At 73.8% G+C, this 23,091-nt stretch carries 22 protein-coding genes and 1 pseudogene; 9 read left to right on the forward strand and 14 right to left on the reverse strand.

The annotated features are described in order from the left end of the window. The first annotated feature begins 99 nt into the window (after positions 1-99). Positions 100-858: a carbonic anhydrase gene (locus tag GA0070609_RS04015; RefSeq protein ID WP_088992545.1), complete on the forward strand. Its 759-nt coding sequence runs from the start codon at positions 100-102 to the stop codon at positions 856-858. A gap of 145 nt (positions 859-1,003) precedes the next feature. Here GA0070609_RS04015 and GA0070609_RS04020 read toward each other — a convergent pair whose 3' ends face one another. Continuing rightward, positions 1,004-1,333 (reverse strand): hypothetical protein, encoded by a 330-nt coding sequence (locus GA0070609_RS04020; RefSeq protein WP_088992546.1) that lies wholly within the window; start codon positions 1,331-1,333, stop codon positions 1,004-1,006. Between the two features lie 309 nt (positions 1,334-1,642). Here GA0070609_RS04020 and GA0070609_RS04025 point away from each other — a divergent pair, with 309 nt between their 5' ends. Both GA0070609_RS04025 and GA0070609_RS04030 read left to right on the forward strand, forming a co-directional pair. Then, the gene (locus tag GA0070609_RS04025; RefSeq protein ID WP_088992547.1) at positions 1,643-2,134 is read left to right on the forward strand and encodes a DUF3145 domain-containing protein; all 492 of its coding nucleotides are present in this window, start codon (positions 1,643-1,645) and stop codon (positions 2,132-2,134) included. Positions 2,135-2,232: 98 nt separating this feature from the next. After that, positions 2,233-3,963, forward strand: coding sequence for a glycoside hydrolase family 3 protein (locus GA0070609_RS04030; RefSeq protein WP_088992548.1), 1,731 nt, complete (start codon positions 2,233-2,235; stop codon positions 3,961-3,963). A 17-nt stretch (positions 3,964-3,980) separates the two neighbouring features. On the opposite strand, the gene GA0070609_RS04035 is transcribed toward GA0070609_RS04030, so the two are convergent. Further along, a complete protein-coding gene (locus tag GA0070609_RS04035; protein ID WP_088992549.1) occupies positions 3,981-4,880 on the reverse strand; it encodes a helix-turn-helix domain-containing protein in 900 nt (299 codons plus the stop codon). An 87-nt stretch (positions 4,881-4,967) separates the two neighbouring features. Here GA0070609_RS04035 and GA0070609_RS04040 point away from each other — a divergent pair, with 87 nt between their 5' ends. Continuing rightward, positions 4,968-5,186, forward strand: a complete 219-nt coding sequence (locus tag GA0070609_RS04040; RefSeq protein ID WP_088992550.1) for a hypothetical protein — start codon at positions 4,968-4,970, stop codon at positions 5,184-5,186. A 99-nt stretch (positions 5,187-5,285) separates the two neighbouring features. Here GA0070609_RS04040 and GA0070609_RS04045 read toward each other — a convergent pair whose 3' ends face one another. From GA0070609_RS04045 to GA0070609_RS35000, 7 genes are all read right to left on the reverse strand, one after another. Beyond that, positions 5,286-6,710 carry an acyl-CoA carboxylase subunit beta gene (locus tag GA0070609_RS04045; RefSeq protein ID WP_088992551.1) on the reverse strand — a complete coding sequence of 475 codons (1,425 nt, stop codon included), beginning with the start codon at positions 6,708-6,710 and terminating at the stop codon, positions 5,286-5,288. Between the two features lie 22 nt (positions 6,711-6,732). Then, complete coding sequence (gene fabF, locus GA0070609_RS04050) at positions 6,733-7,959, reverse strand: beta-ketoacyl-ACP synthase II (RefSeq protein WP_088992552.1); 1,227 nt, start codon at positions 7,957-7,959, stop codon at positions 6,733-6,735. A 2-nt stretch (positions 7,960-7,961) separates the two neighbouring features. Further along, entirely contained in the window at positions 7,962-8,201 is a 240-nt protein-coding gene (locus GA0070609_RS04055) for an acyl carrier protein (protein WP_007072348.1), read from the reverse strand. An 85-nt stretch (positions 8,202-8,286) separates the two neighbouring features. Continuing rightward, the gene (locus tag GA0070609_RS04060) at positions 8,287-9,234 is read right to left on the reverse strand and encodes a beta-ketoacyl-ACP synthase III (protein WP_088992553.1); all 948 of its coding nucleotides are present in this window, start codon (positions 9,232-9,234) and stop codon (positions 8,287-8,289) included. Next, positions 9,234-10,403: an acyltransferase domain-containing protein gene (locus tag GA0070609_RS04065; RefSeq protein ID WP_088992554.1), complete on the reverse strand. Its 1,170-nt coding sequence runs from the start codon at positions 10,401-10,403 to the stop codon at positions 9,234-9,236. The genes GA0070609_RS04060 and GA0070609_RS04065 overlap by 1 nt, the downstream gene beginning before the upstream one ends. A 79-nt stretch (positions 10,404-10,482) precedes the next feature. Beyond that, entirely contained in the window at positions 10,483-11,775 is a 1,293-nt protein-coding gene (locus GA0070609_RS04070; protein WP_269459271.1) for a PucR family transcriptional regulator, read from the reverse strand. 13 nt (positions 11,776-11,788) lie between these two features. Further along, on the reverse strand, positions 11,789-12,244 hold the full coding sequence (locus tag GA0070609_RS35000) for a response regulator transcription factor (protein WP_331716911.1): 456 nt from the start codon (positions 12,242-12,244) through the stop codon (positions 11,789-11,791). Between GA0070609_RS35000 and GA0070609_RS04080 the strand changes: the two are divergent. From GA0070609_RS04080 to GA0070609_RS04090, 3 genes and pseudogenes are all read left to right on the forward strand, one after another. Beyond that, positions 12,164-12,507: pseudogene (locus tag GA0070609_RS04080) on the forward strand (hypothetical protein); the annotation flags it as partial. The gene GA0070609_RS35000 and the pseudogene GA0070609_RS04080 sit on opposite strands and share 81 nt — an antisense overlap. 100 nt (positions 12,508-12,607) lie before the next feature. After that, the gene (locus GA0070609_RS04085) at positions 12,608-12,940 is read left to right on the forward strand and encodes a hypothetical protein (protein ID WP_088992556.1); all 333 of its coding nucleotides are present in this window, start codon (positions 12,608-12,610) and stop codon (positions 12,938-12,940) included. Between the two features lie 36 nt (positions 12,941-12,976). After that, a complete protein-coding gene (locus GA0070609_RS04090; protein ID WP_088997479.1) occupies positions 12,977-13,903 on the forward strand; it encodes an NADP-dependent oxidoreductase in 927 nt (308 codons plus the stop codon). A 44-nt stretch (positions 13,904-13,947) separates the two neighbouring features. Here GA0070609_RS04090 and GA0070609_RS04095 read toward each other — a convergent pair whose 3' ends face one another. Continuing rightward, complete coding sequence (locus GA0070609_RS04095; RefSeq protein WP_088992557.1) at positions 13,948-14,598, reverse strand: hypothetical protein; 651 nt, start codon at positions 14,596-14,598, stop codon at positions 13,948-13,950. A 247-nt stretch (positions 14,599-14,845) separates the two neighbouring features. Between GA0070609_RS04095 and GA0070609_RS04100 the strand changes: the two genes are divergently transcribed. Then, the gene (locus GA0070609_RS04100) at positions 14,846-15,457 is read left to right on the forward strand and encodes a copper resistance CopC family protein (RefSeq protein ID WP_231928530.1); all 612 of its coding nucleotides are present in this window, start codon (positions 14,846-14,848) and stop codon (positions 15,455-15,457) included. Positions 15,458-15,476: 19 nt separating this feature from the next. Here the strand turns inward: GA0070609_RS04100 and gltX are convergent, their stop codons facing one another. The 3 genes from gltX to GA0070609_RS04115 are packed head-to-tail and all read right to left on the reverse strand — an operon-like array spanning position 15,477 to position 19,559. After that, the gene (gene gltX, locus GA0070609_RS04105; RefSeq protein ID WP_088992559.1) at positions 15,477-16,886 is read right to left on the reverse strand and encodes a glutamate--tRNA ligase; all 1,410 of its coding nucleotides are present in this window, start codon (positions 16,884-16,886) and stop codon (positions 15,477-15,479) included. Between the two features lie 49 nt (positions 16,887-16,935). Continuing rightward, a complete protein-coding gene (locus GA0070609_RS04110; RefSeq protein WP_088992560.1) occupies positions 16,936-18,213 on the reverse strand; it encodes an MFS transporter in 1,278 nt (425 codons plus the stop codon). Continuing rightward, positions 18,210-19,559 (reverse strand): GH1 family beta-glucosidase, encoded by a 1,350-nt coding sequence (locus GA0070609_RS04115; protein ID WP_088992561.1) that lies wholly within the window; start codon positions 19,557-19,559, stop codon positions 18,210-18,212. Before GA0070609_RS04115 ends, GA0070609_RS04110 begins: the two co-directional genes overlap by 4 nt. A 184-nt stretch (positions 19,560-19,743) precedes the next feature. On the opposite strand from GA0070609_RS04115, the gene GA0070609_RS04120 reads away from it, so the two are divergent. Continuing rightward, the gene (locus GA0070609_RS04120) at positions 19,744-20,190 is read left to right on the forward strand and encodes an SRPBCC family protein (RefSeq protein WP_088992562.1); all 447 of its coding nucleotides are present in this window, start codon (positions 19,744-19,746) and stop codon (positions 20,188-20,190) included. 154 nt (positions 20,191-20,344) lie between these two features. Here the strand turns inward: GA0070609_RS04120 and aceE are convergent, their stop codons facing one another. Then, positions 20,345-23,089, reverse strand: coding sequence for a pyruvate dehydrogenase (acetyl-transferring), homodimeric type (aceE, locus tag GA0070609_RS04125; protein ID WP_088992563.1), 2,745 nt, complete (start codon positions 23,087-23,089; stop codon positions 20,345-20,347). Positions 23,090-23,091 lie beyond the last annotated feature (2 nt).

Genomic DNA, 23,091 nt, shown 5'->3' on the forward strand with positions numbered 1-23,091 from the left:
GTAACACCGGCTACCCGTCATGACACCACGCCAACCGCACTCAGAGAAAGATTCACGACTGGGCGGCCTCGGGCGGCCGGTCCGAGCAGGCTGGGGGACATGCGCTCCCCACGGGCAGTCCCGACCGGTGCCGGTGGTGCCGGTGGTGCCGGTGGTGCCGGTGGTGCCGGTGGTGCCGGCGGTGGTCCCGGTGGTGCCGGCGGTGGTGCCGGCGGTGGTCCCGGTGGTGTCGGTGGTGCCGGTCGGGACGGTCGTGCGGCCGGCGGGACGCCGCGTGCCGCGCTGGCCGAGCTGCTGGCCGGCAACCGGCGGTTCGTCAGCGGCCAGCCGATCCACGGGCACGACGTGACCGCCGCCGCGGCCAGCGCCTCCGGCGACCAGCAGCCGTACGCGGTGGTGCTGGGCTGCATCGACTCGCGGGTGCCGCTGGAGGCGATCTTCGACCAGACGTTCGGCTCGATCTGCGTGATCCGCACCGGCGGGCACGTGCTGGACCGTGCGGTGCTGGGCTCGATCGAGTACGTCGTCGACGAGCTGGGCGTACCGCTGGTGATGGTGCTCGGGCACGAGCGGTGCGGAGCGGTCGCCTCGGCGCTGGACGCGGTGCGCGGCGGGCGGCGGCCGGCCGGCTCGCTGGCTCACCTGGTCGACCAGATCGCCCCGGCGGTGCACGAGGTGGGCGTCGACGACCCGGGCGCGCACCCGATGGCGATCCGCCGGCACGTGCTCCGCACGGTGGCCGCGCTGCGCGCCGACGACCTGCTGGCCGCTCCCGTAAAGGCCGGCCGGGTCGACGTGGTCGGCGCCCTCTACGACCTCTCCACCGCCCAGGTAACCCTCCTCAACCCCGCCCCCTGACCCGGTTGATCATGAGGTTGGCGGCGGTTTCCGAGATCGGGATCGCCGCCAACCTCATGATCAACGGGGTGGTGTCGGCAGGGGAGATGCGAAAACGCCCGTCGGGGGGTCCCGACGGGCGTTTCCGGATGGTGCTCGGGGAGGCTCAGGCCTCGAAGACGCCGGCCTCGACGAGACGCTTCTCGGTGGCGTCCCAGCCGTCGCCCGGGTGGGCGGCGTTGAGGGTGTTGAGCTCGGCCCGGATCTTGGCGGCGTGACCGGCCGCGGCCAGCACCCGGATCTCCTCGATGAAGGCCTCGGAGTCGGTGCGCAGGTGCGCGGTCTTGCCGTTGGTCAGGTTCCGCACGTAGGCGTGCTTGCCGCCGTTGAGCGGGATGACGTACTTGAACTCGCCCAGCACGCTGAGGGCGCCACCCTGGCCAGCCTGGCCGGCCCGGACGGACGCGCGCGCGGTCTTAGAGGTGTTGCTCGCCACGGAGGTACTCCTTGCAAGACGTACGGGAGGACGGAACGTCCGGGGGCTGTGCGGGTGATGCCCGGAAGGGGCGTCGGCCCGCGGAAGATGTGCGCGGCACAGGCCGCCGATGGAACTTTACACGACCACGATCCCTGGCTGGTCATCGCGTTCGAGAGGCTCAACCGAGCTCACCCGTCCGGCTATTCCGGCCGGCGAATTTTCCGATTCGGTGGCGCACCATCCGTCACACCAGTCATCATGTGTTCCAGTAGCCACTCGGGTGTGAGGTCGTAGGGGAAGACGCACCTCGCTCTCCGGGAGGTCACCGTGCCAACGCGTGGCGTCGTATACGTCCACTCGACCCCGCTCGCCGTGTGCTCACACGTCGAGTGGGCGATCGCGCGCGTCCTTGCCGCGCCGGTCGACCTGCAGTGGACGGCTCAGCCCGTCGATCCCGGCGCCCGCCGGGCCGAGTGCGGGTGGACCGGTCGTCCGGGGACGGGCGCCGAACTGGCTGCTGCCCTCCGGCAGTGGCCCATGATCCGTTTCGAGGTCACCGAGGAGCCGAGTCCCGGCGCCGACGGCGAGCGCTTCATGTACGTACCGGGCCGCGGGCTGTTCCGCGCCACGGTCGGGGCGGCCGGTGACATCCAGCTCGGCGAGGACCGGCTACGCAGCATCATGGCCGGCGCCCGGGCGCCGGAGGCGCTGGCGCACGCGCTGGACAAGGCCCTCGGCACCGCCTGGGACGCCGAACTGGAGCCCTACCGCTACGCCGGGGACGGCGCACCGGTGACCCTGCTCACCCGGGTCGGCTGACCGCCGCGTGCGCCGGGGGTCCGCGCCCCGGCGCGGCGGCACCCGGCGGATCGGCGCGCGTAAGGTCGGGTTGCCCCGATAAGCGTCGAACTGGTGGGATGGCTCGCGTGTCGATATCTCCGCGACGTGCCGGCGTCGCGCTCGCCGCACTGACCGCACTGCTCCTGTCCGGCTGCGCGGACAAGCCGGACCGTCCGCGTCCCGCCCCGCCGGCGAGCGGCTCCGCCCCGGCGGCGACCCCGAGCGCCACTCCCGCCGGCGACCCCGCCGCCCGGGCCGCCGCCCTGGTCGGCACGCTCGCCGACGAGGACCTGGTCGGGCAGGTGCTGATGCCCTACGCGTACGGGGACGCGGCGACCAAGGTCTCGCCCGGCTCGGCGGCCGGCAACCGGGCCCTCGCCGGAGTGGACACCCCGGCCGAGATGGTCACGAAGTACCGGCTCGGCGGGCTGATCCTGGTCGGCTTCAGCGCCGACGACCCGACCAGCGGCAACCAGGAGACCACCAACGTCGACAACCCGAAGCAGGTCCGCGAGCTGACCACCGGGCTGCGCGCCGCCGCCGGCAAGCTGCCCACCGGGGCGGCCCCGTTCCTGATCGGCACCGACCAGGAGCACGGCGTGGTCACCCGGATCACCGACGGGGTCACCCTGCTGCCCAGCGCGCTGGCCGCCGGCGCGGCCGGCGACCCGGCGCTGACCGAGGCCGCCTGGAAGGCCGCCGGCACCGAACTCGCCGCGATGGGCGTCAACCTGGACTTCGCCCCGGTCGCCGACGTGCTCGCCACCCGCAGCACGGTGATCGGCTCCCGGTCCTTCGGTGCCGATCCGCAGCGGGCCGCGGCGCAGGTCGGCGGCGCGGTGCGCGGCCTGCAGGGCGCGGGCGTGGCGGCCACCGTCAAGCACTTCCCGGGGCACGGCCACAGCGCCGCCGACTCGCACAAGGACCTGCCGGTCCTCAACCAGTCCCGATCGGCGCTCGCCGCCGGGGCGTGGCCGCCGTTCACCGCCGGCATCGACGCCGGCGCGATGGCGGTGATGTCCGCCCACCTCGACGTACGGTCGGTCGACCCGGGCACCCCGGCCACCTTCTCGCACAAGCTGCTCACCGAGGTGCTCCGCGGCCAGCTCGGTTTCCAGGGCGTGGTGATCACCGACGGAATGAACATGGCGCCGGCCAAGCGCTGGTCGCCGGGGGAGGCAGCGGTGCGGGCGCTCAAGGCCGGCAACGACCTGATCCTGATGCCGCCGCACGTCGGCCAGGCGTACGGCGGCCTGCTCGCCGCGCTCCGCGACGGCTCGCTGCCCCGGACCCGCCTGGTCGACGCGGCCACCCGGGTGCTGACCATGAAGTTCAAGCTGGCCGACCGGCCGGCCCCCGAGCTGTCCACGCTGGCCGCCCCGACCCACCGGGAGGCGGCGCAACGGCTGGCCGCGGCGGCGGTGACGGTGCTGCGCGGCACCTGCGGCGGCGGCGTCCGGGGCCCGGTGACGGTGACCTCCTCCGGCGGTCGGGACCACACCCGGGCGGCGCTGACCGAGGCGCTGACCTCGGCCGGCGTGAAGGTGGTGCCCAACGGCGGGACGGTGGTGCACCTGGTCGGTTACGGCGACGGCGCCGGCGACCTGCGCGCCGACGCCGCCGTCACGGTGGCCATGGACACCCCGTACGTGCTGGGGAGCGCGAAGTCGCCGACGCTGCTGGCGACCTACTCGTCCAGCCGGGCGTCGATGACCGCGCTCGCCGGAGTGCTGGCCGGCAAGGCGCAGCCGTCCGGCCGCTCCCCGGTCAAGGTGCCCGGCCTGCCCGCCACCACCTGCGCCGCCTGACCTGGTACGGCGTCGGCTCAGCCGGCCGCGCGGAGGGCGGCGACCAGCCACTCCACGGCCGGCACCGCCGGCTCGAACGGCGGCCGGCGGTTGAGCACGCCGATCAGCTGCCAGTACCGCTCCACCCGCCGGTCGGTGAAGGCGGCGATCGAGTCGGCCAGCGCCCGGCGCTGCTCCGGGCTGAGCGTCGGGTCCACCATCTGGTCCAGCACCGCCCGCCCCTCGGGCGAGGCCGGATCCGTGCCGGCGGCCAGCGCGGCGCGCGCCAGCTCCAGCCTCGTCATCGGCTCCGGCGGGGGCGGCGTCGCGTCGCCCGTCCCGGCCACCGCCATCTGGCGTACCCGGCGGCGGAAGTCCGGGTCGGCCACCAGCTCGGCCAGCTCCAGCCAGGCGTCCACCTCCTCGTCGCTGGGCTCGTCCGGCAGGTCGGCGGGGAGCGCCCGCATGGCCTGCGCCAGCCCGGCGGCCGGGCCGTTGACGCCGGCGAACACCTCGGCCACGAAGTCGTCGATGATCTGCTGCCGCTCCCGCGCGGAGAGCCGGGCAAGGTCGTTCACGAGTCTCAACTCCTCGGTCGTACTGCCACGTCGGGTGACCGACCGCAGCACCGCCCGGCGCAGCCGCAACGTCCGGATCTCCGCGTCCAGCGCCCGGGCGTGCGCCTGCGCCACGTCCCGGACGGTGCTCTGCCGGTCCACGATCCGGCGCGCGTCGTCCAGGCCGATGCCCAGCTCACGCAGGGTGCGCAGCAGCTCCAGGCGGGCCACGGCGGCCGCGTCGTAGAGCCGGTAGCCGCCGGGCGAACGGCGGGTCGGCGGCAGCAGGTCGAGGTCGGACCAGAAGCGGATGGTCCGGACCGACAGGCCGGTCCGGCGGGCGAGCTGCCCGATGGTGAACAGTTCGGTGCGGTCGTCCACGTCGGTCAGCCTCCTGTCTCCAGCCACTGGAGAGTCAACCCGGAAAACCACTCGCGGTGGTGGGCCGCGGCTGGCAGCCTCGCCGGCATGGGAACGGCGCAGGGTTTTCAGTACGTGCAGCGGACCGACGGCACGGTGGTGATCACCCATCACGGGCGGGTGGCCGGCACCCTGCGGGGCGGTCGGGCCGCGCAGTTCCTCGCCGAGGTGGAGGACGACCCGCAGCTGGTGATGGCGCGGTGGACCGGCAACTACCGCCGGGGCAACGAGCGCACCGCGAAGCGTCACCCGCGCAACCAGGGCTGAAGGGCGCGCGAGCGCGGGCTCCGCGACGGTAGGTGCGGCCTCCGGAGCAGGTGGTCGACCGGGCCGTGCGTGGTGCCGCCGGTGCTGGTCGGGCTGCCGCTAGAGCGGGATGTTGCCGTGCGCGCCCCGGGCGGCCGGCGCCGCGACCAGCGCCTCGGCGATCCGGCGTCGGGTCTCCGCCGGCTTGATCACGTCGTCCACCACGCCGATCTCCAGCGCCCGGTTGACCCCGCCGGCCACCCGGACCTGCTCCTCGATCAGCTGGGCGCGCAGCGCCTCCCGCTCGTCCGCGGGGGCGGCGGCCAGCCTCTTGCGGTGCAGGATGTTCACGGCCGCGCTGGCACCCATCACCGCGACCTCCGCGTTCGGCCAGGCGAAGACCGCGGTCGCGCCGAGCGAGCGGGAGTTCATCGCGATGTACGCCCCGCCGTACGCCTTGCGGGTCACCAGGGTCACCCGCGGCACCACCGCCTCGGCGAAGGCGTGCAGCAGCTTCGCGCCGCGCCGGACCACGCCGTCCCACTCCTGGCCCAGGCCGGGCAGGTAACCGGGGACGTCGACCAGCACGATCAGCGGCACCCCGAGCGAGTCGCACATCCGCACGAACCGGGCCGCCTTCTCGGCGCTGGAGGCGTCCAGACAGCCGCCGAGGCGCAGCGGGTTGTTGGCGATCACGCCGACCGTCCGGCCGGCGAACCGGCCGAGCGTGGTGACGATGTTCGGCGCCCACTTGGCGTGCAGTTCCACGCCGGGGGCGTCGAGCAGCGCCTTGACCACCGGCTTGACGTCGTACGCCCGGTTGGCCTCGGCCGGCATCTTCGCGGCCAGGTCGTGGCCCTCCCGGGCGTCGGCCGGCACGTCGTCCGGGCAGAGCCGGCCCTGGCGGCCCAGCAGCGCGGCGAGCCGGCGCGACTCGGCCAACGCGGTCCCGTCGTCCGGACACGTCACGTGCACCACGCCGGAGCGCCGGCCGTGCGGCTCGGGGCCGCCGAGGCGCTCCATGTCGACCTGCTCGCCGGTGACGCTGCGGACCACCTCGGGACCGGTGACGAAGATCCGGCCCGCGCCGCTCATCACCACGATGTCGGTGAGCGCCGGCCCGTACGCGGCGCCGCCGGCCGCCGGACCGAGCACCACGGAAATCTGTGGCACCCGGCCCGACGCCCGGACCATGGCGGCGAAGACCTGACCGACCGCGTCCAGCGCGACCACGCCCTCGGCGAGCCGGGCCCCGCCGGAGTGCCAGAGGCCGAGCACCGGGACCCGCTCCCGCACCGCGGTGTCGATCGCGTCGACGATGTGCCGGCACCCGTCGGCGCCCATCGCGCCACCCATCCGCGTGGCGTCGGTGGCGTACGCGACGGCCGGCGTGCCCTCGATCTCGCCCCGCGCCCAGAGCACCCCGGAGGTGTCCCGGGGTGCCAGCAGGCGCAGCGTGCCGGCGTCGAAGAGCGCCCGCAGCCGCACCTCTGGGTCGCGGTGGTCCACTGTCGAGGTGTCGGCGCCGACGGCGGTGCTGGTCACATCAGCCTCCCGGGAGGTGGGGTCAGGCCCGCGCGAAGACGAGAGCCACGTTGTGGCCCCCGAAACCGAACGCGTTGTTCAACGCGGCGGGGATCTCCATGTGGCGCGCCTTGTGGGCGGCCACCTCCATGGTGAGGCCGTCGTCCGGGTCCTCGAGGTTGATGGTCGGAGGAACGACACCGTCGCGGATGGCCAGGATGGTGGCGATCGACTCCAGCGCCCCGGCCGCGCCGAGCAGGTGACCGGTCATCGACTTGGTCGCCGCCAGCACCGGGTGGTCACCGAGCGCCTGGTGCAGCGCGCCGATCTCCAGCATGTCGCCGACCGGTGTCGAGGTGGCGTGCGCGTTGACGTGCACGATGTCGCGCTTGGCCACGTCCGCGTCGGCGATGGCCTTCGCGATCGCCCGGATAGCGCCCTCGCCCTCGGCGTGCGGCTGCACGATGTCGTACGCGTCGGAGGTGATGCCGGCGCCGGCGAGGCGGGCGTACACCCGGGCCCCCCGGGCGGCGGCGTGGTCGGCGCGCTCCAGGACGACCACCCCCGCGCCCTCGCCGAGCACGAAGCCGTCCCGGCCCTTGTCCCACGGACGGGAGGCCCGCTCCGGCTCGTCGTTGCGGGTCGACATGGCCCGCATCGAGGCGAACCCGGCGATCGGCAGCGGGTGGATGACCGCCTCGGTGCCGCCGGCCACCACCACGTCGGCGCGGCCGGCGCGGATGATGTCCAGGCCCAGCGCGATCGCCTCCGCACCGGTCGCGCAGGCGCTGGCCACCGAGTGCACGCCGGCCTTGGCGCCGAGTTCCAGCCCGACCCAGGCGGCCGGGCCGTTCGGCATCAGCATCGGCACGGTGTGCGGGGAGACCCGGCGCGGCCCGGACGACTCGAGGATGTCGTCCTGGGCGAGCAGGGTGGTGGCGCCGCCGATGCCGGAGCCGACGCTGACCGCCAGCCGCTCCGGGTCCAGCCCGGAGTCGGCCAGGCCGGCGTCCGCCCAGGCCTGCTTCGCCGCGATGATGGCGATCGCCTCGGACCGGTCCAGCCGGCGCAGCTTGACCCGCTCCAGCACCTCGGACGGCTCCACCGCCAGCTGTGCGGCGATCCGGACCGGCAGTTCCGCCGCCCACTCCTGGGTGAGCGGACCCACCCCGGAGCGGCCGGCGACCATGGCGTCCCAGGTCGACGCGACGTCCCCGCCGAGCGGGGTCGTCGCGCCGAGCCCGGTGACGACGACGTCGGGGCGATTCATGATCAGGACTGCGCCTCGATGTAGCTGACGGCGTCCCCGACGGTCTTCAGGTTCTGCACCTCGTTGTCCGGGATCTTGACGCCGAACTTCTCCTCGGCCGCCACCACGACCTCCACCATGGAGAGCGAGTCGACGTCCAGGTCGTCGGTGAAGGACTTCCCCTCGGCCACGTCGTCCGGGTTCACCCCGGCAACCTCTTCGAGGATCTCGGCGAGGCCGGCGGTGATCTCGTCACGGGTCATTGCGGTCTGGTTCCTCTCATCGGGGGTTTCACTCGACGGCGGCGGCGCCGGCCGTCTCTCCGGCGCTGGCGCACCGGAGGGGTCTTCAGGGGCAGCGGACGACCTGACCGGCGTAGGTCAGGCCGCCGCCGAAGCCGAACAGCAGCACCGGGGCGCCGGAGGGCACCTCGCGCCGTTCGACCAGCTTGGACAGGGCCAGCGGCACGCTCGCCGCCGAGGTGTTGCCGGACTCGACGATGTCCTTCGCGATGATCGCGTCGGGGATGTTCAGCCGCTTCGCGATGCCGTCGATGATCCGGGCGTTGGCCTGGTGCGGCACGAACGCGGCCAGCTCGGCCGGGTCCACCCCGGCGCGCTCGCAGGCCTGCCGGGCCAGCGGCGCCAGCTCGGTGGTGGCCCAGCGGAACACCGCCTGCCCCTCCTGCTGGATGTACGGCCGCCAGCCCTCGATGCGCACCGCGTCGCTCTTCTCCGGCACCGAGCCCCAGACCACCGGGCCGACCCCGGCGGGCTCGCCGTCGGCGCTGGCGGTGACCACCGCGGCGCCCGCGCCGTCGGCGAAGATGATGCAGGTGGAGCGGTCCGTCCAGTCGGTGAAGTCGGAGAGCTTCTCGGCGCCGATGACGATGGCGTTGCGCGAGGCACCGGCCCGGATGGCGTGGTCGACGGTGCCCAGCGCGTACGCGAACCCGGAGCACGCGGTGTTGATGTCGTACGCCCCGGGCGCGGTGATGCCGAGCTTCGCGGCGACCCGGCAGGCCACGTTCGGGCTGCGGTCCACCGACGTGCAGGTCGCCACCACGACCAGGTCGATGTCGGCGGCGGTCAGCCCCGAGTTGGCCAGCGCCTTGCCGGCCGCGGCCGCGGCCATGTCGGCCACCGTCTCGCCGTCGGCGATCCGCCGGGTGACGATGCCGACCCGGTCCCGGATCCACTCGTCGCTGGTCTCCACGAGCTGGGCGATCTCGTCGTTGGTCACCACCCGGGAGGGCTGGTAGTGGCCGAGGGCGACGATGCGGCTTCCGGCAGCCATCAGTGCTGTCCTCCGATGCGGGCGAGCGGTTGGCCCGGGGCGACCGGGTCGTCGTGGTGGGCGAGCCACTCGGTGAGCACGCCGCTGTCGTGGGCGGTGACCTCGACCGGCCCCTGCCGGGTGGCCACCTGGCCGATGGGCTGGCCGGCCCGGACCGATGCGCCCTCGGCGAGGCCCTGGGCGGGCGCGAAGGTGCCGGCGGCGGGGGCCACCACCACCCGGAACGCGATGGTCGGTTCGTGGCTCGGCGCCATCCCGTGGCGGGCGATCAGGTCGCGGGCGGCGGGCAGGTCGTCCGGGGTGTTCACGGTGACGATCTCCGGCGCGCCAACGCCCTTGAGCTCCCGCTTGACCAGGCCAGCCAGCGTGCCGGCCGGGGGCAGCTCGATCACCCCGGTCACCCCGAGGTCGGCCAGCGTCCGCATGCACAGGTCCCAGCGGACCGGCGCGGTGACCTGCCGGACCAGCCGCTGCACCAACTCCCGACCGTGGTTGACCGCGGTGCCGTCGAGGTTGGACAGCAGGATCCGGCTCGGGTCGGCCGGGGTGATCCCGGCGGCCACCGCGGCCAGCGCCGACTCGGCCGGCGCCATGTACGGGGTGTGGAACGCCCCGGCCACCTGGAGCCGGATGACCCGGGTCCGGGCCGGCGGCTCGGCGGCGAACTTGTCCAGGTTCTCCACCGCGCCGGCGGCGACGATCTGGCCGGCGCCGTTGCGGTTGGCGGCGTGCAGCCCGTGCGCCTCGATCGCGGCGAGCACCTCGTCCGGGTCGCCGCCGAGCACGGCCGCCATCCCGGTGGGCTCCAACGCGCAGGCGGCGGCCATCTCGCGCCCCCGCACCCCGGCCAGCGTGATCGCCGCCTCGGCCGGCAGCACCCCGGCCAGCGCCGCCGCGCCCAGTTCGCCGACGCTGTGCCCGGCGGTCAGCGCGACGTCGTACATCGGCAGGTGCTCGCCGGCCAGCAGCGCCGCCGCGACCAGCAGCGGCTGGGTGCGGGCGGTGTCCTTGATCTCGTCGGCGTCGGCGGCGGTGCCGAGGTGCACCAGGTCGACCCCGGCCAGCGCCGACCACCAGCGCAGCCGCGCCTCGGCGCCGGGCAGGTCGAGCCAGGGGGTCAGGAAGCCGGGTTTCTGGGAACCCTGGCCGGGAGAGAGTACGGCGAGCACGTCTACAGACTCTCCCGGATACGCGTCGGTAGCGCTGTGCCGACCGCCACCAAACCACACTAGGACCTTTGGAGGGATCCTACAAAAATCGGCGGTGGTCATCACCCGTCTGTGAGGTTTTACTGACCCCTGGGGCCATTGTCTGGCTCGGGACCACCGGGACCACTGGGTCGAGCCGGCCCACCGTCAGCGCCACCCGGAGCGCGAACGCGTCCCGCGGCGCGAGCGGGGAGAAGCCGGTGACCTCGGCGATCCGCCGCAACCGGTAGCGGACCGTGTTCGGGTGCACGAAGAGGGCGCGCGCCGCGCTCTCCAACGTCCCGCCAGCGGCGAAGAAGGCGTCCAGCGTCTCCAGCAGCTCACCCCCGGCGCGCACCAGCGTCGCGTACACGTCGTGCCGCAGCCGGCGGCGCGCCTCCGCGTCCCCGGCCAGCGCCCGCTCCGGCAGCAGGTCGCCGGCCGGCACCGGCCGGGGCGCGGTCGGCCAGGCCGGCGCGGCGCGGAAACCGGCCAGCGCCGCCCGGGCCGACTCGGTGGCCTCGTCCAGGCTCGGCACCGCCGGGCCGACCACCACCGGCCCGTCCCCGAAGGCGCTGAGCAGCTTCCCGGTGGCGGCCACCGGGTCGGCGGCGCCACCGAGCACGATCACCAGCCGGTCGCCGTGCACGCCACCGATCACCTCGACGCCGATCCGCCGGGCCTGCCGGTAGACGGTGTGCAGGACGGCGGAGACCTCGCCGCCGGGGGAGCGGCCGACCGCGACCGCCACCGGCGGCGCGTCCGACCAGCCCAGCGCGGCGGCCCGGCTGGCCAGCACGTCCGGCGAGTCGCCGCGCAGCAGCGCGTCCACCAGCAGGGCCTGCAACCGGGCGTCCCACGCGCCGCGGGACTCGGCGGCGCGGGCGTAGACCCGGGCGGCGGCGAAGGCGATCTCCCGGGAGAAGCGCAGCACGGCCTCGCGCAACTGCTGCTCCTCGCCCTCCGCGGCCAGGTGGGAGACCTGCTCCTCGACCACGTCGATGGTCACCTTGATCAGCGCGACGGTCTGCTGGAGGCTGATCGACCGGGCCAGCGCCTGCGGTGCGGCGGCGAAGACCTCGTCGGAGACCTCCTGGGTGCTGTCGGCGGTGCCGCCACCGTCGCGCAGCCACTGCACCAGCGAGCGGGCGCCGGCCTGGGCCACCAGCATGACCCAGGAGCGCTGGTCGGCCGGTAGGGTGCGGAACCAGGGCAGGGTCTCGTCCATCCGGGAGACGCTGGCGGTGGCCAGCGCCCCCGCCGCGCGTTCGATCCGGCGCAGCGTGGCCGACAGCTCGCTACCGCCCGGCTCGTTCACCGCTCCAGCCTGACATGTCCTGACCAGGCGCTTCACGCCGCCCCGGCGGTCAGGCCGACGGGGGAGCGGGCAGGCCCAGCTCCTGGGCCAGGATGGCGGCCTGCACCCGGCTGCGCAGGTCGAGCTTCGCGAGGATCCGGCTGACGTGGGTCTTGGTGGTGCTCTCCGCCATCGACAGCCGGTCGGCGATCTGCTGGTTGGACAGGCCGAGCCCGAGGCACGCCAGCACGTCGCGCTCCCGCGGGGTCAGCGCCGCCACCGCCGCCCGGGTGGCGGCGGAGGCGGCCGGGGCGGTCGCCGCGAACGCCGTGATCAGTCGCCGGGTCACCGCGGGAGCGATGAACCCCTCGCCCCGGGCGACCGTCCGCACGGCCGCCACCAGCCCTTCGGCGTCGGTGTCCTTGAGCAGGAAGCCGGCGGCCCCGGGCTGGCCGCCGCCTATCTCGGCTTCTCGGTGGCCTTCGGCCACTCGATGGTCCGCTGGGCCGACCAGCGGTTCGCGCACCGGTTCGCCGGCGGCCCGCCGCCGGTGAAGCCGCCGCGCGCCGGCTGGGCCCGGACCCGTTACGAGTGGCGGGAGTGGAAAAAGCCTGGTCGGCTGGGCGATCGCCCTGCGGGCTGCTCGGCGCCGCGATCCTCTGGGTCGACGACGCGGAGCGGACCCGGGAGCTGGCGAACTGGATCGGCAAGCTCACCATCGCCATCGTGATCTGGCTGGTCGCCTTCCCGCTCGGGGAGACGATCTTCCCCCGCCGGGCCCGCCGCTGACCCGGGTATGCGCTGCACGGCTCGTCGGTCCCGGCCAGTACGGTGACAGGGCACGTCGGGGCCAGCACCGGCGGGCGACGGCGAGCGTGAGGAGACCGGGATGGCGCACGGGGAGGCCGACCACGGCTGCGCCCAGGGTGAGCCCTGCCGGTCGGGTCACCACGAGCAGCAGCCGGTCACCAAGCACCACCGCCGGCTGGTCGGCGGGCCGCCGGTCGGGCCGGGCGAGCCGGGCCGCCAGCCCGAGCGGGACGAGGATCCGCCGGTGCCCCGGCAGCGGGCCGTCGAGCCGGTCGTGCCGGAGGTGGAGCCGGTCGGCACCGGCGGCTGCCGCAGCGACCTGCCCGGCTGGGCGGGCGCGCACCGGCACGGTCCGGTCCGCCCGCCGCGGCGCGCGACCCGCCGGGAGCGGCCCCCACACCGTTGGTGCTGACCACGCGGGCGCGCCCCGCCGGTTAGCGTGGTGGTCGTGGAGGCGATCGCCATCGACGCGTACGGGCCGGCCGACCTGCTCGCCGTGCGTGAGCTTCCGGAGCCGCCGGTCGGCCCGGACACGGTCCTGGTGCGGGTGCGTGTCGCCGGGGTGAACCCGGTCGACTGGAAGGTGCGCGAGGGTCACCTGGCCGCGGCCTTTCCCAGCCACTTCCCGCTGGTGCCGGGGTGGGACGCGGCCGGCGTGGTGGCCGCGGTGGGCCCCGCGGTGACCGGGTTCGCGGTGGGCGACGAGGTCATCGGGTACGTCCGGCGCGACGACATCCAACACGGCACGTACGCCCAACTCGTGCCCGCCCCGGAGCGGACGCTGGCCGACAAGCCGGTGCAGGCGTCCTGGGCCGAGGCGGGCGGGCTGCCGCTGGCCGGGCTCACCGCCTACCAGGCCCTCCGGTCGGTCCGCACCGGTAGCGGGGACACCGTGCTGGTGCACGGCGCGGCCGGCGGGGTCGGCCACCTGGCCGTGCAGCTCGCCCGGGCCCTCGGTGCGCAGCAGGTGATCGGCACGGCGAGCCCGGACAACCACGACTTCGTCCGGTCGCTGGGCGCGGAGCCGGTCAGCTACGGCGACGGCCTGCTCGACCGGGTCCGGGCGGTGGCGCCGGACGGGGTGGACGTGGCGCTCGACCTGTTCGGCGGCGCCGCGCTGGATGTCTCGGCCCAGCTGCTGGAGCGGCCGGCCCGGCTGGTCTCCACGGCCGACCCGGAGCACGTCACCCGGCTGGGCGGCAGCTACCTGTTCGTCAAGCCGTCGACGGCGGATCTGAGCCTGCTCGCCGGGCTGGTCGACGCCGGCCGGCTCGCCGTCCACGTGGCACGTACGTTCCCGCTGGCCGAGGCCGCGGCCGCGCACCGGCTGGTGGAGGCCGGGCACGTCCGGGGCAAGGTGGTGCTGGAACTCTGACCCGGCGCGGTCGCGGCTGCCGGGGCCGGCGCCCGCGCCGCCGGTCAGCTGGTGCGGCGACGGATCAGCAGCGCGATCCCGGCCAGGCCGAGGGTGATCACCAGCACCACCGCGCCGTTGAGCAGCAGCAGGCGCTGCATCTCGCCGAGCGCCTCGTCGATGTCCCGGGCCGGGTCGAGGGCGTCCTCGGGGATCACCCGCTCACCGCCGCCGACGCCGCCACTGACCGTGTCGAACTCCCGCTCCAGCGGCACTCCGGCGGTGCGCAGCGTCTCGGACATGGACAGCCGGCCGAGGAACCAACCCGCGCTGGTCTTGCGGTTGTCCGGCTGCTTGGCCGGCCGGAACACCCGCGGCCCGCCCTTGGCCTTGGGGTAGAGGTCGAAGGTCTGCTTCGGCGTGTCGCCGGCGAGCACCACGATCGTGTACTTCGGACCGAGGTCGGCCGCCTTCGGGCCGGTCTTCTGCCCGATGCCGGGCAGGAAGTTGACCTGGTCGATGACGGCGACGACGTGCTGCGGGTGGGATTCGGCGCGCAGCCGCAGCGGCTCCGCCAGCCCGTCCCCGGTGATGTCCACCCCGGCGGGCGGGGGCTTCGGGGCGGCCGTCGCCGGCCCCGCGGTGGCCACCGCGACCAGCGTCGCCGCCAGCCCACCCACCAGTACCGCGACCAGTCGCCTCATCCTTCGGACCATCGCCGCCTCCTCGCCCCGTTCGATGGATGGCTTCGCTGCAGGTCACGTGCGTGGTTGGTGGACGGAGGTGACCGTGGCCACAGGCCGGGGCCTACCTCAGAGACTCCGCGGAACGTCGCTCGGTTGCAGCTGGTGGAACAGTATTTGGAACTATCTGCGATCTCGGCTCGACTAATGTGCGGCAGCCGTTGATCAGCGGGCGGATCGTACCTTTGCGGAGGGTGTCATGGGGGGCAGGGTCGCACGTGTGGCGCGTACCTGGCCAGCGGCGTTCGGCGTGGCGCTCGGCGTGTCTCTGTTGCCGGCGGCGCCGGCGGCCGCGCACAACTCGCTGACCGGCAGCGATCCGCGCGACGGCGCCCGGGTGGCGACCGCGCCGGCCCGGATCGAACTGCGGTTCCTGGCCAAGCCGGACCCGGCCACGACGAAGATCACAGTCACCGGGCCGGACAATGTGGCCGCGTCGGGTGGGGCGCCGACCTTCACCGGCAACCGGGTCCGCCTGCCGTTCAAGCCCGGCAAGGCGGGGCTCTACATCGTCGGCTACCGGGTGGCCTCCAGCGACGGGCACCCGGTCTCCGGCGAGGTGCGGTTCACCCTCACCACCGGCACGCCGGCCGACCCCTCGGCGTCGGCCACCGCCCCGGCCACCACCTCGGCCACCGCCGTCCCCCCGGCGTCGCCCTCGGGCGGACCGGCGGCCACGTCGAGTGCGGACGCCAGCCGCTCGGCGGTGCCGGCCGCCGAGGAGCGCGCGGACTCGGGCGGCCGGGGCTGGCTCTGGGCGCTCGGCGGGGCCGTGCTGCTCGCCGCCCTTGTCGTCGGTCTGCTGCTGCGCCGCCGCTCCGCCCGCGGCTGACGCCCGGGGTCGACCGAGGTCAGACCAGGCGCACCCGGGCGGCGCGCAGCCGGGTCAGGGTGCGCTCGCGGCCGAGCACCTCCAGCGACTCGAACAGCGGCAGGCCGACGGTCCGACCGGTGACCGCGACCCGGACCGGGGCCTGCGCCTTGCCGAGCTTGAGCCCGCGCTCCGCGCCGACCGCCTCCAGGGCGGCCTTGAGCGACTCGGCGTCCCAGGACTCCAGCGCCTCGAACGCCGCGATCGCCGCCTCCAGCAGCTCCGCCGAGCCCTCCTTCATCGCCTTGGCCCAGGCCGCCTCGTCGATCAGCGGTGAGGCGAGGAAGAGGAAGTCGACGTTCGGCACGATCTCGCTGAGCACCGCGATCCGGGTCTGCGCCAGCGGGGCCACCGCGGCGAACGCGTCGGCGTCGAACTCGGCCGGCTGCCACGGCGGCGGCGCGATGGTGCCGGTGCCGGTCAGCCAGGGCTGGCAGGCCTCGACGAAGTCCTCGATCGGCAGCGCCCGGATGTACTCCCCGTTGAACGCGCGCAGCTTCTTCTCGTCGAAGAACGCCGGCGACGGGTTGACCTCCGCCAGCCGGAACTCCTCCTCGATCACCGACCAGGGCACGATCTCCCGGTCGCCGGAGGGCGCCCAGCCGAGCAGCATCAGGTAGTTGCGCATCGCGGCGGCGAGGTAGCCCTCGTCCCGGTACGCCTCCAGGGCGACCTTGTCCCGGCGCTTGGAGAGCTTCTGCCGCTTCTCGTTGACCACCACCGGCACGTGCGCCCAGGTCGGCGGCTTGACCCCGAGGGCGTCCCAGAGCAGCTGCTGCTTCGGGGTGTTCGGCAGGTGCTCCTCGGCCCGGATCACGTGGGTGATCCCCATCGTCATGTCGTCCACGACGTTGGCCAGCAGGAACACCGGCGAGCCGTCGCCGCGGGCGATGACGAAGTCCTCGATCAGCTTGTTCTCGAAGGTGGGCTCGCCGCGGATCAGGTCGACCACCACGGTCTCGCCCTCGTCCGGTGTACGGAAGCGCAGCGCCCGGCCCTCGCCCGGACCCAGGCCGCGATCCCGGCAGAAACCGTCGTAGCCCTGGTACTGCGAGCCGGTGCGGGCCTGCACCGCCTCCCGGGTGCAGTCGCAGTAGTACGCCCGGCCCGACTCGTGCAGCCGCGCCGCGGCGGCCCGGTGCTCGCCGGCGTACTGCGACTGGAAGTAGGGGCCCTCGTAGCTGCCGCGCTCGATGCCGATCCAGTCCAGCGCGGAGAGGATGCCCTCGGTCCACTCCGGCTTGTTCCGCGCCGCATCGGTGTCCTCGATGCGGAGCACGAACACCCCGCCCTGCTGCTTGGCGTAGATCCAGTTCTGCAGGGCCGAGCGGGCGCCGCCGACGTGGAACATACCGGTCGGGGAGGGGGCGAAGCGTACACGTACCGTCACGTCCTCCAGCCTACGGCGATGCGCCACCGGATTCGGCCAGGGGTACCGGTCAGGGCACCGTGCGGATCTTCAGCACCAGCACGCTGCCCAGCACGGTGACCGCCGCGGTGACCGCGTAGAGCGTCGGATAACCGCCCAGATGCACCACGAGCGGGGCGGAGAGCGCCGGGCCGAGCACCTGCGGGGCGGAGTTGGCGATGTTGATCACGCCGAGGTCCTTCGCCCGGTCGGTGGCCCGGGGCAGCACCTGGGTGATCAGCGCGGCGTCCACCGACAGGTAGACGCCGTAACCGGCGCCGAGCAGCAGCGCGGCGAGCACCGCCATCGGCCAGACCGGTGCGACGGCGAGCAGCAGCGCCGCGACCGCCATGATCCCGCCGGCGGCGATCACGAAGACCTTCCGCCGGCCGGAGCGGTCGGAGAGCCGCCCGGCCAGCACCGCGGTCGCGGCCAGCCCGGCCGTGTAGAGCAGGATCAGCACCAGCAGGCCGCCCTCGGGGTCGGCCAGCCGCACCTGGTCGGTGAGGAAGTAGAGCAGGTACAGGGTGCCGAGGGCGTTGCCGAGCTGGACCAGGAACCGGGTGATCCAGGCCCAGCCGAAGTCCGGGTGGGCCCGCGGGGAGACCCACATCGAGGCGAGCAGGGCGCGCAGCCGCAGCGCCGGCCGGTGCCCGCGGGGCAGCGGGTCGTCGGCGGTGACCAGGGTGAACGGCAGCGCCAGCAGCAGCACCGCCACGGCGATCGCCAGGTAGCCGTTGGCGTTGCCGGTCACCACGGCGGTCACCAGCACCACGCCGAGCACCAGCCCGAGTGCCTGCGGGATGCCCACCCAGCCGGAGACCCCGCCGCGCTGGGTGACCGGCACCCGGTCCGGCACGGCGGCGGTGAGGCTGGCCAGCATCGCGTTGAAGCAGACCTGCGCGGCGACCCAGCCGAGCGCCACGCCGAGCACGGTGCGCTGCTGCGCCAGCAGCGCCAGGGCCGCCGCGCCGAGCAGCGCCCCGCCGGCGGTCCAGACGTGCCGGCGACCGAACTCCCGGCCGCCCAGGCGCAGGCAGGTCCGGTCGGACAGCGCGCCGGCGAGCGGGTTGGCGAGCACCGCGGCGAGCGCGCCGAGGCCGGTGACCAGCGCGAGCGCGGCCTCCTTGTCGGCCGGGGCGATCCGTTCCACCTGCTGCGGCAGCAGCACCTGGATCGGGGTGAAGAAGGCCATCCACACGCCCAGGTTGGCCGCGAAGATCAGCGCGATCCAGCCGCGCCGGACCGGGACGGTCGGCTCGGCCAGCGCCGCCGGCAGCGAGGCCGGCGTCGGGTCGACGGTGGTCACGCGGCCGGCGCCCGGCGACTGGCCGCGATCAGGTCGCGGAGCCAGGCGTACGAGGACTTCGGGGTGCGGACCTGGGTGTCGAAGTCGACGTGCACCAGGCCGAAGCGCTTGGTGAAGCCCTCCGCCCACTCCCAGTTGTCCAGCAGCGACCAGACGAAGTAACCACGCACGTCCACCCCGTCGTCCAGGGCGGCCCGGACCGCGCGCAGGTGGCCGTCGAGGTAGGCGATCCGCTCCGGGTCGGGCACCCGGCCGGTGCCGTCCGGGGCGTCGTCGTAGGCGCAGCCGCCCTCGGTGATCTCGATCGGCGGCAGGTCGTCGCGGTAGGTGTCGCGCAGCCAGCCGAGCAGGTCGCGTAGCCCGTCCGGCGCGACCGGCCAGTCGAAGGCGGTCCGCGGGTAGCCGTCCAGCGGCACCAGGTCGAACGGCAGCGGGGAACCCTCCTCCGGGGCGCGTACCGCGGTGGGGTTGTAGTAGTTGACGCCGAGCACGTCGATCGGCGCGGCGATCACCGCCAGGTCGCCGTCGCGGACCACGCCGGCGTCGAAGTCCTGTCCGGCCGGGTAGCCGCGGCCGAGCAGCGGGTCGGTGAAGAGCCGGTTGTGCAGCGCCTCGTACGCGGCCGCGGCCGCCCGGTCGGCGTCGGTGTCGCCGGCCAGCCGCACCGGCGAGTAGTTGTTGGCGATGGCGACCGGGCTGGTGCTGCGGGCGCGCAGCGCGCCGACGGCGAGACCGTGGCCGAGCAACTGGTGGTGGGCGACCGGGAAGGCGTCGAAGAGCAGCATCCGGCCCGGCGCGTGCACCCCCATGCCGTGGCCGAGGCTCATGTGGACGAACGGCTCGTTGAGGGTGATCCAGAGCTTCACCCGGTCGCCGAGCCGGGCCGCGGTCAGGTCGGCGTACTCGGCGAAGCGGTGCGCGGTGTCCCGGTTCAGCCAGCCGCCGGCGTCTTCGAGCGGCTGCGGCAGGTCCCAGTGGAACAGCGTGGCGACCGGGTCGATGTCGCGGGCCAGCAGGTCGTCGACCAGCCGGTCGTAGAAGTCCAGGCCGGCCGGGTTGGCCGCGCCGGTGCCGCCGGGCTGGACCCGGGGCCAGGCGATCGAGAAGCGGTACGCGCAGACGCCGAGGCCGGCCATCAGGTCGACGTCCTCGGCGTGCCGGTGGTAGTGGTCGCAGGCCACGTCGCCGGTGCTGCCGTCGACGATCCGGCCGGGGGAGTGCGCGAACGTGTCCCAGATGGACGATCCCCGGCCGTCCACCCCGACGGCGCCCTCGATCTGGTAGGCGGAGGTCGAGACGCCCCAGCGGAAGCCGGCGGGGAAGTCGGGCATCGGTTCGGTCGGCATGCGCCCTCCCGGTGAACACGAAACGTGTTCGGACTCTAGGACGCGGCCGGCGAATACGCCATAGGCGCTCGTCGCCGGCAAGGCAATGGTTTTCGGCGTGTCTTTTCCGAACCCGTCCAGGTAAGTCCGAATTTGTGCATAGAGTGCCGATATCGTGGGATGTCCTCACTGGAGGAAGACGGAAATGATCCTCGTGGAACGCAGTGCGCACGTGGCGGCGCCGATGGAAGCGGTCTGGGACGTCGTGCAGCGGGCCGAGCAGTTGCCGGCCTGGCTGGCGGGGGTCCGCGCGGCCGAGGTGCTCTCGGGGGAGGGCTTCGGGCGGCGGCAGCTGGTCCAGGCCGGACGTGGCGCGGCGCATGAGGCCGAAGTGATCGCCTATCAGGAGCCGACCCTGATCGGCTGGCGCGAACGTGCCAGGGGCGCCGGTGCCCGGGCGGAGGCGCGCACCGAGATCTACGTCCAGCTCACCCCCGACGAGGAGGAGGGCGGGACGATCGTGCGGCTCATCGTCGTACGCTGGCCGGCCGGTCCGGTCAAGGCCGCCCTGCTCCGGCTCGGCCTGCGTCGGGTCGGCGCCGACCTGGAGGACTCGCTCGCCCGGCTGACCGACCTGGCCGCCGTCGGCTGACCGGGCTCCGTCCTGGCGTCACCCGCGACGGCGGTGGCCCGGGTCCCCGCCAGGGACACCGGACCACCGCCTGATCGCGCCTGCCCCGCTCTCGGGTCGCGGGGACGACGAAGGGCCCGGCGCGGATCGCGCCGGGCCCTTCCTCGCGTGCTGCCTAGCTGTCGCCGCCGGTCTCGCCGACCGGGGCGGCGTTGACGTCCTCGATGGCGTACTTCTTGGCCGCCTCGGCCGGCACGGTGGCCGGCACCACGCCGCGGAGCGCGAGCTGCCGCAGCGTCGCCACCACCACTGACTCGGCGTCGACGTGGAAGTGCCGGCGCAGCGCGTGCCGGGTGTCCGACATGCCGAAGCCGTCGGTGCCGAGCGAGGTGTAGTCACCGGGCACCCAGCGGGCGATCAGGTCCGGCACCGCGCGCATCCAGTCGCTGACCGCGATCTTCGGCCCGTCGGCGTCGGCCAGCTTCCGCTGGACGTACGGCACCCGCTGCTCGGCGCCCGGGTTGAGCAGGTTGTGCTCCTCGCACTCGACCGCGTCCCGGCGCAGCTCGGTCCAGGACGTCACCGACCAGACGTCGGCGGCCACGCCCCAGTCCTGGGCGAGCAGCTGCTGCGCCCGCAGCGCCCACTGCATGCCCGTGCCCGAGGCCAGCAGGTTGGCCTTCGGGGCGTCGCCGTCGACCTGCGGCGCCGGGGAGTAGCGGTAGATGCCCTTGAGCAGCCCCTCGACGTCGACGTCTGACGGCTCGGCCGGCTGCAGGATCGGCTCGTTGTAGACGGTGAGGTAGTAGAAGATGTTCTCCTGCGCCTCGCCGTACATCCGGTGCAGGCCGTTCTCCACGATGTGCGCGATCTCGAACGCGAACGCCGGGTCGTACGCGACCACCGCCGGGTTGGTGGCGGCGAGCAGGTGCGAGTGGCCGTCCTCGTGCTGGAGCCCCTCACCGTTGAGCGTGGTGCGGCCGGCGGTGGCGCCGAGCAGGAAGCCCCGGGCCATCTGGTCGGCGGCCGCCCACAGCCCGTCGCCGGTGCGCTGGAACCCGAACATCGAGTAGAAGATGTACATCGGGATCATCGGCTCGCCGTGCGTCGCGTACGACGAACCGGCGGCGGTGAACGAGGCGACCGAGCCGGCCTCGTTGATCCCCTCGTGCAGGATCTGCCCGCCGAGGGCCTCCTTGTACGACAGGAACAGCTCCCGGTCGACGGCGGTGTACCGCTGCCCGTGCGGCGAGTAGATCTTCGCCGTCGGGAAGAGCGAGTCCATGCCGAACGTGCGGGCCTCGTCCGGGATGATCGGCACCCAGCGCTTGCCGAACTCCTTGTCCTTCATGATGTCCTTGAGTAGGCGGACGAAGGCCATCGTGGTGGCCACCTTCTGCTTGCCCGAGCCCCGCTTGACGTCGGAGAACCGCTCCGAGCCGGGGATGACCAGCCGCTTGCCCTCGGTGCGCCGCGACGGCAGGTAGCCGCCGAGCTGCTTGCGCCGCTCGTGGAGGTAGGCGATCTCGTCGGACTTCTCACCCGGCGTGTAGTACGGCGGCAGGTACGGGTTCTCCTCCAGCGCCTTGTCCGGGATGTCGAGGAAGAGCCGGTCGCGGAAGGTCTTGAGGTCCTCCAGCGTCAGCTTCTTCATCTGGTGCGTGGCGTTGCGGGCCTCGAAGTGCGAGCCGAGCGTCCAGCCCTTGATCGTCTTGGCCAGGATCACCGTCGGCTGCCCGGTGTGCTCCATCGCCGCCTTGTAGGCCGCGTAGAGCTTGCGGTAGTCGTGGCCACCCCGCTTGAGGTTCCAGATCTCGTCGTCGCTGAGGTGCTCGACCATCTTGCGGGTGCGCGGGTCGCGGCCGAAGAAGTGCTCCCGCACGTACGCCCCGGACTCCGCCTTGTAGGTCTGGTAGTCGCCGTCCGGCGTGGTGTTCATGAGGTTGACCAGCGCGCCGTCGGTGTCCGCGGCGAGCAGCGGGTCCCACTCCCGGCCCCAGACCACCTTGATGACGTTCCAACCGGCGCCCCGGAAGAACGCCTCCAGCTCCTGCATGACCTTGCCGTTGCCGCGGACCGGGCCGTCCAGCCGCTGCAGGTTGCAGTTGATCACGAAGGTGAGGTTGTCCAGCTCCTCGCGGGCGGCCACGCCGATCGCGCCGAGCGTCTCCGGCTCGTCCATCTCACCGTCGCCGAGGAACGCCCAGACGTGCTGGTCGGAGGTGTCCTTGATGCCCCGGTGGTGCAGGTAGCGGTTGAACCGCGCCTGGTAGATCGCGTTCAGCCCGCCCAGGCCCATGGAGACCGTGGGGAACTCCCAGAAGTCCGGCATCAGCCGCGGGTGCGGGTACGACGGCAGGCCGCCGCCCGGGTGGGACAGCTCCTGGCGGAACCCGTCGAGCTGGTGCTCGGTGAGCCGGCCCTCGAGGTACGCCCGCGCGTACATGCCGGGCGAGGCGTGGCCCTGGTAGAAGATGTGGTCGCCGCCACCCGGGTGGTTCTTGCCCCGGAAGAAGTGGTTGAAGCCCACCTCGTAGAGCGAGGCCGAGCTGGCGAAGGTGGAGATGTGCCCGCCGACGCCGATCTCCGGGCGCTGCGCCCGGTGCACCAGCATGGCCGCGTTCCACCGGACGTACGCCCGGATCCGCCGCTCGACGTGCTCGTCACCCGGGAACCACGGCTCGCGCTCCGGCGGGATGGTGTTGATGTAGTCCGTGGTGGTCAGGGACGGCACCCCGACCTGGCGCTCGCGGGCCCGCTCCAGCAGGCGCAGCATGACGTAGCGGGCGCGCTTGGTTCCGCGCTCGTCGATGACACCATCGAGCGACTCGACCCATTCGCTGGTTTCTTCAGGGTCGATGTCCGGAAGCTGGCTCGGCAGACCGGCGGTGATCACCGGGCGCTTGCGTTCCGTGGCCACTG

Source organism: Micromonospora echinaurantiaca (assembly GCF_900090235.1).
Lineage (GTDB): Bacteria > Actinomycetota > Actinomycetes > Mycobacteriales > Micromonosporaceae > Micromonospora > Micromonospora echinaurantiaca.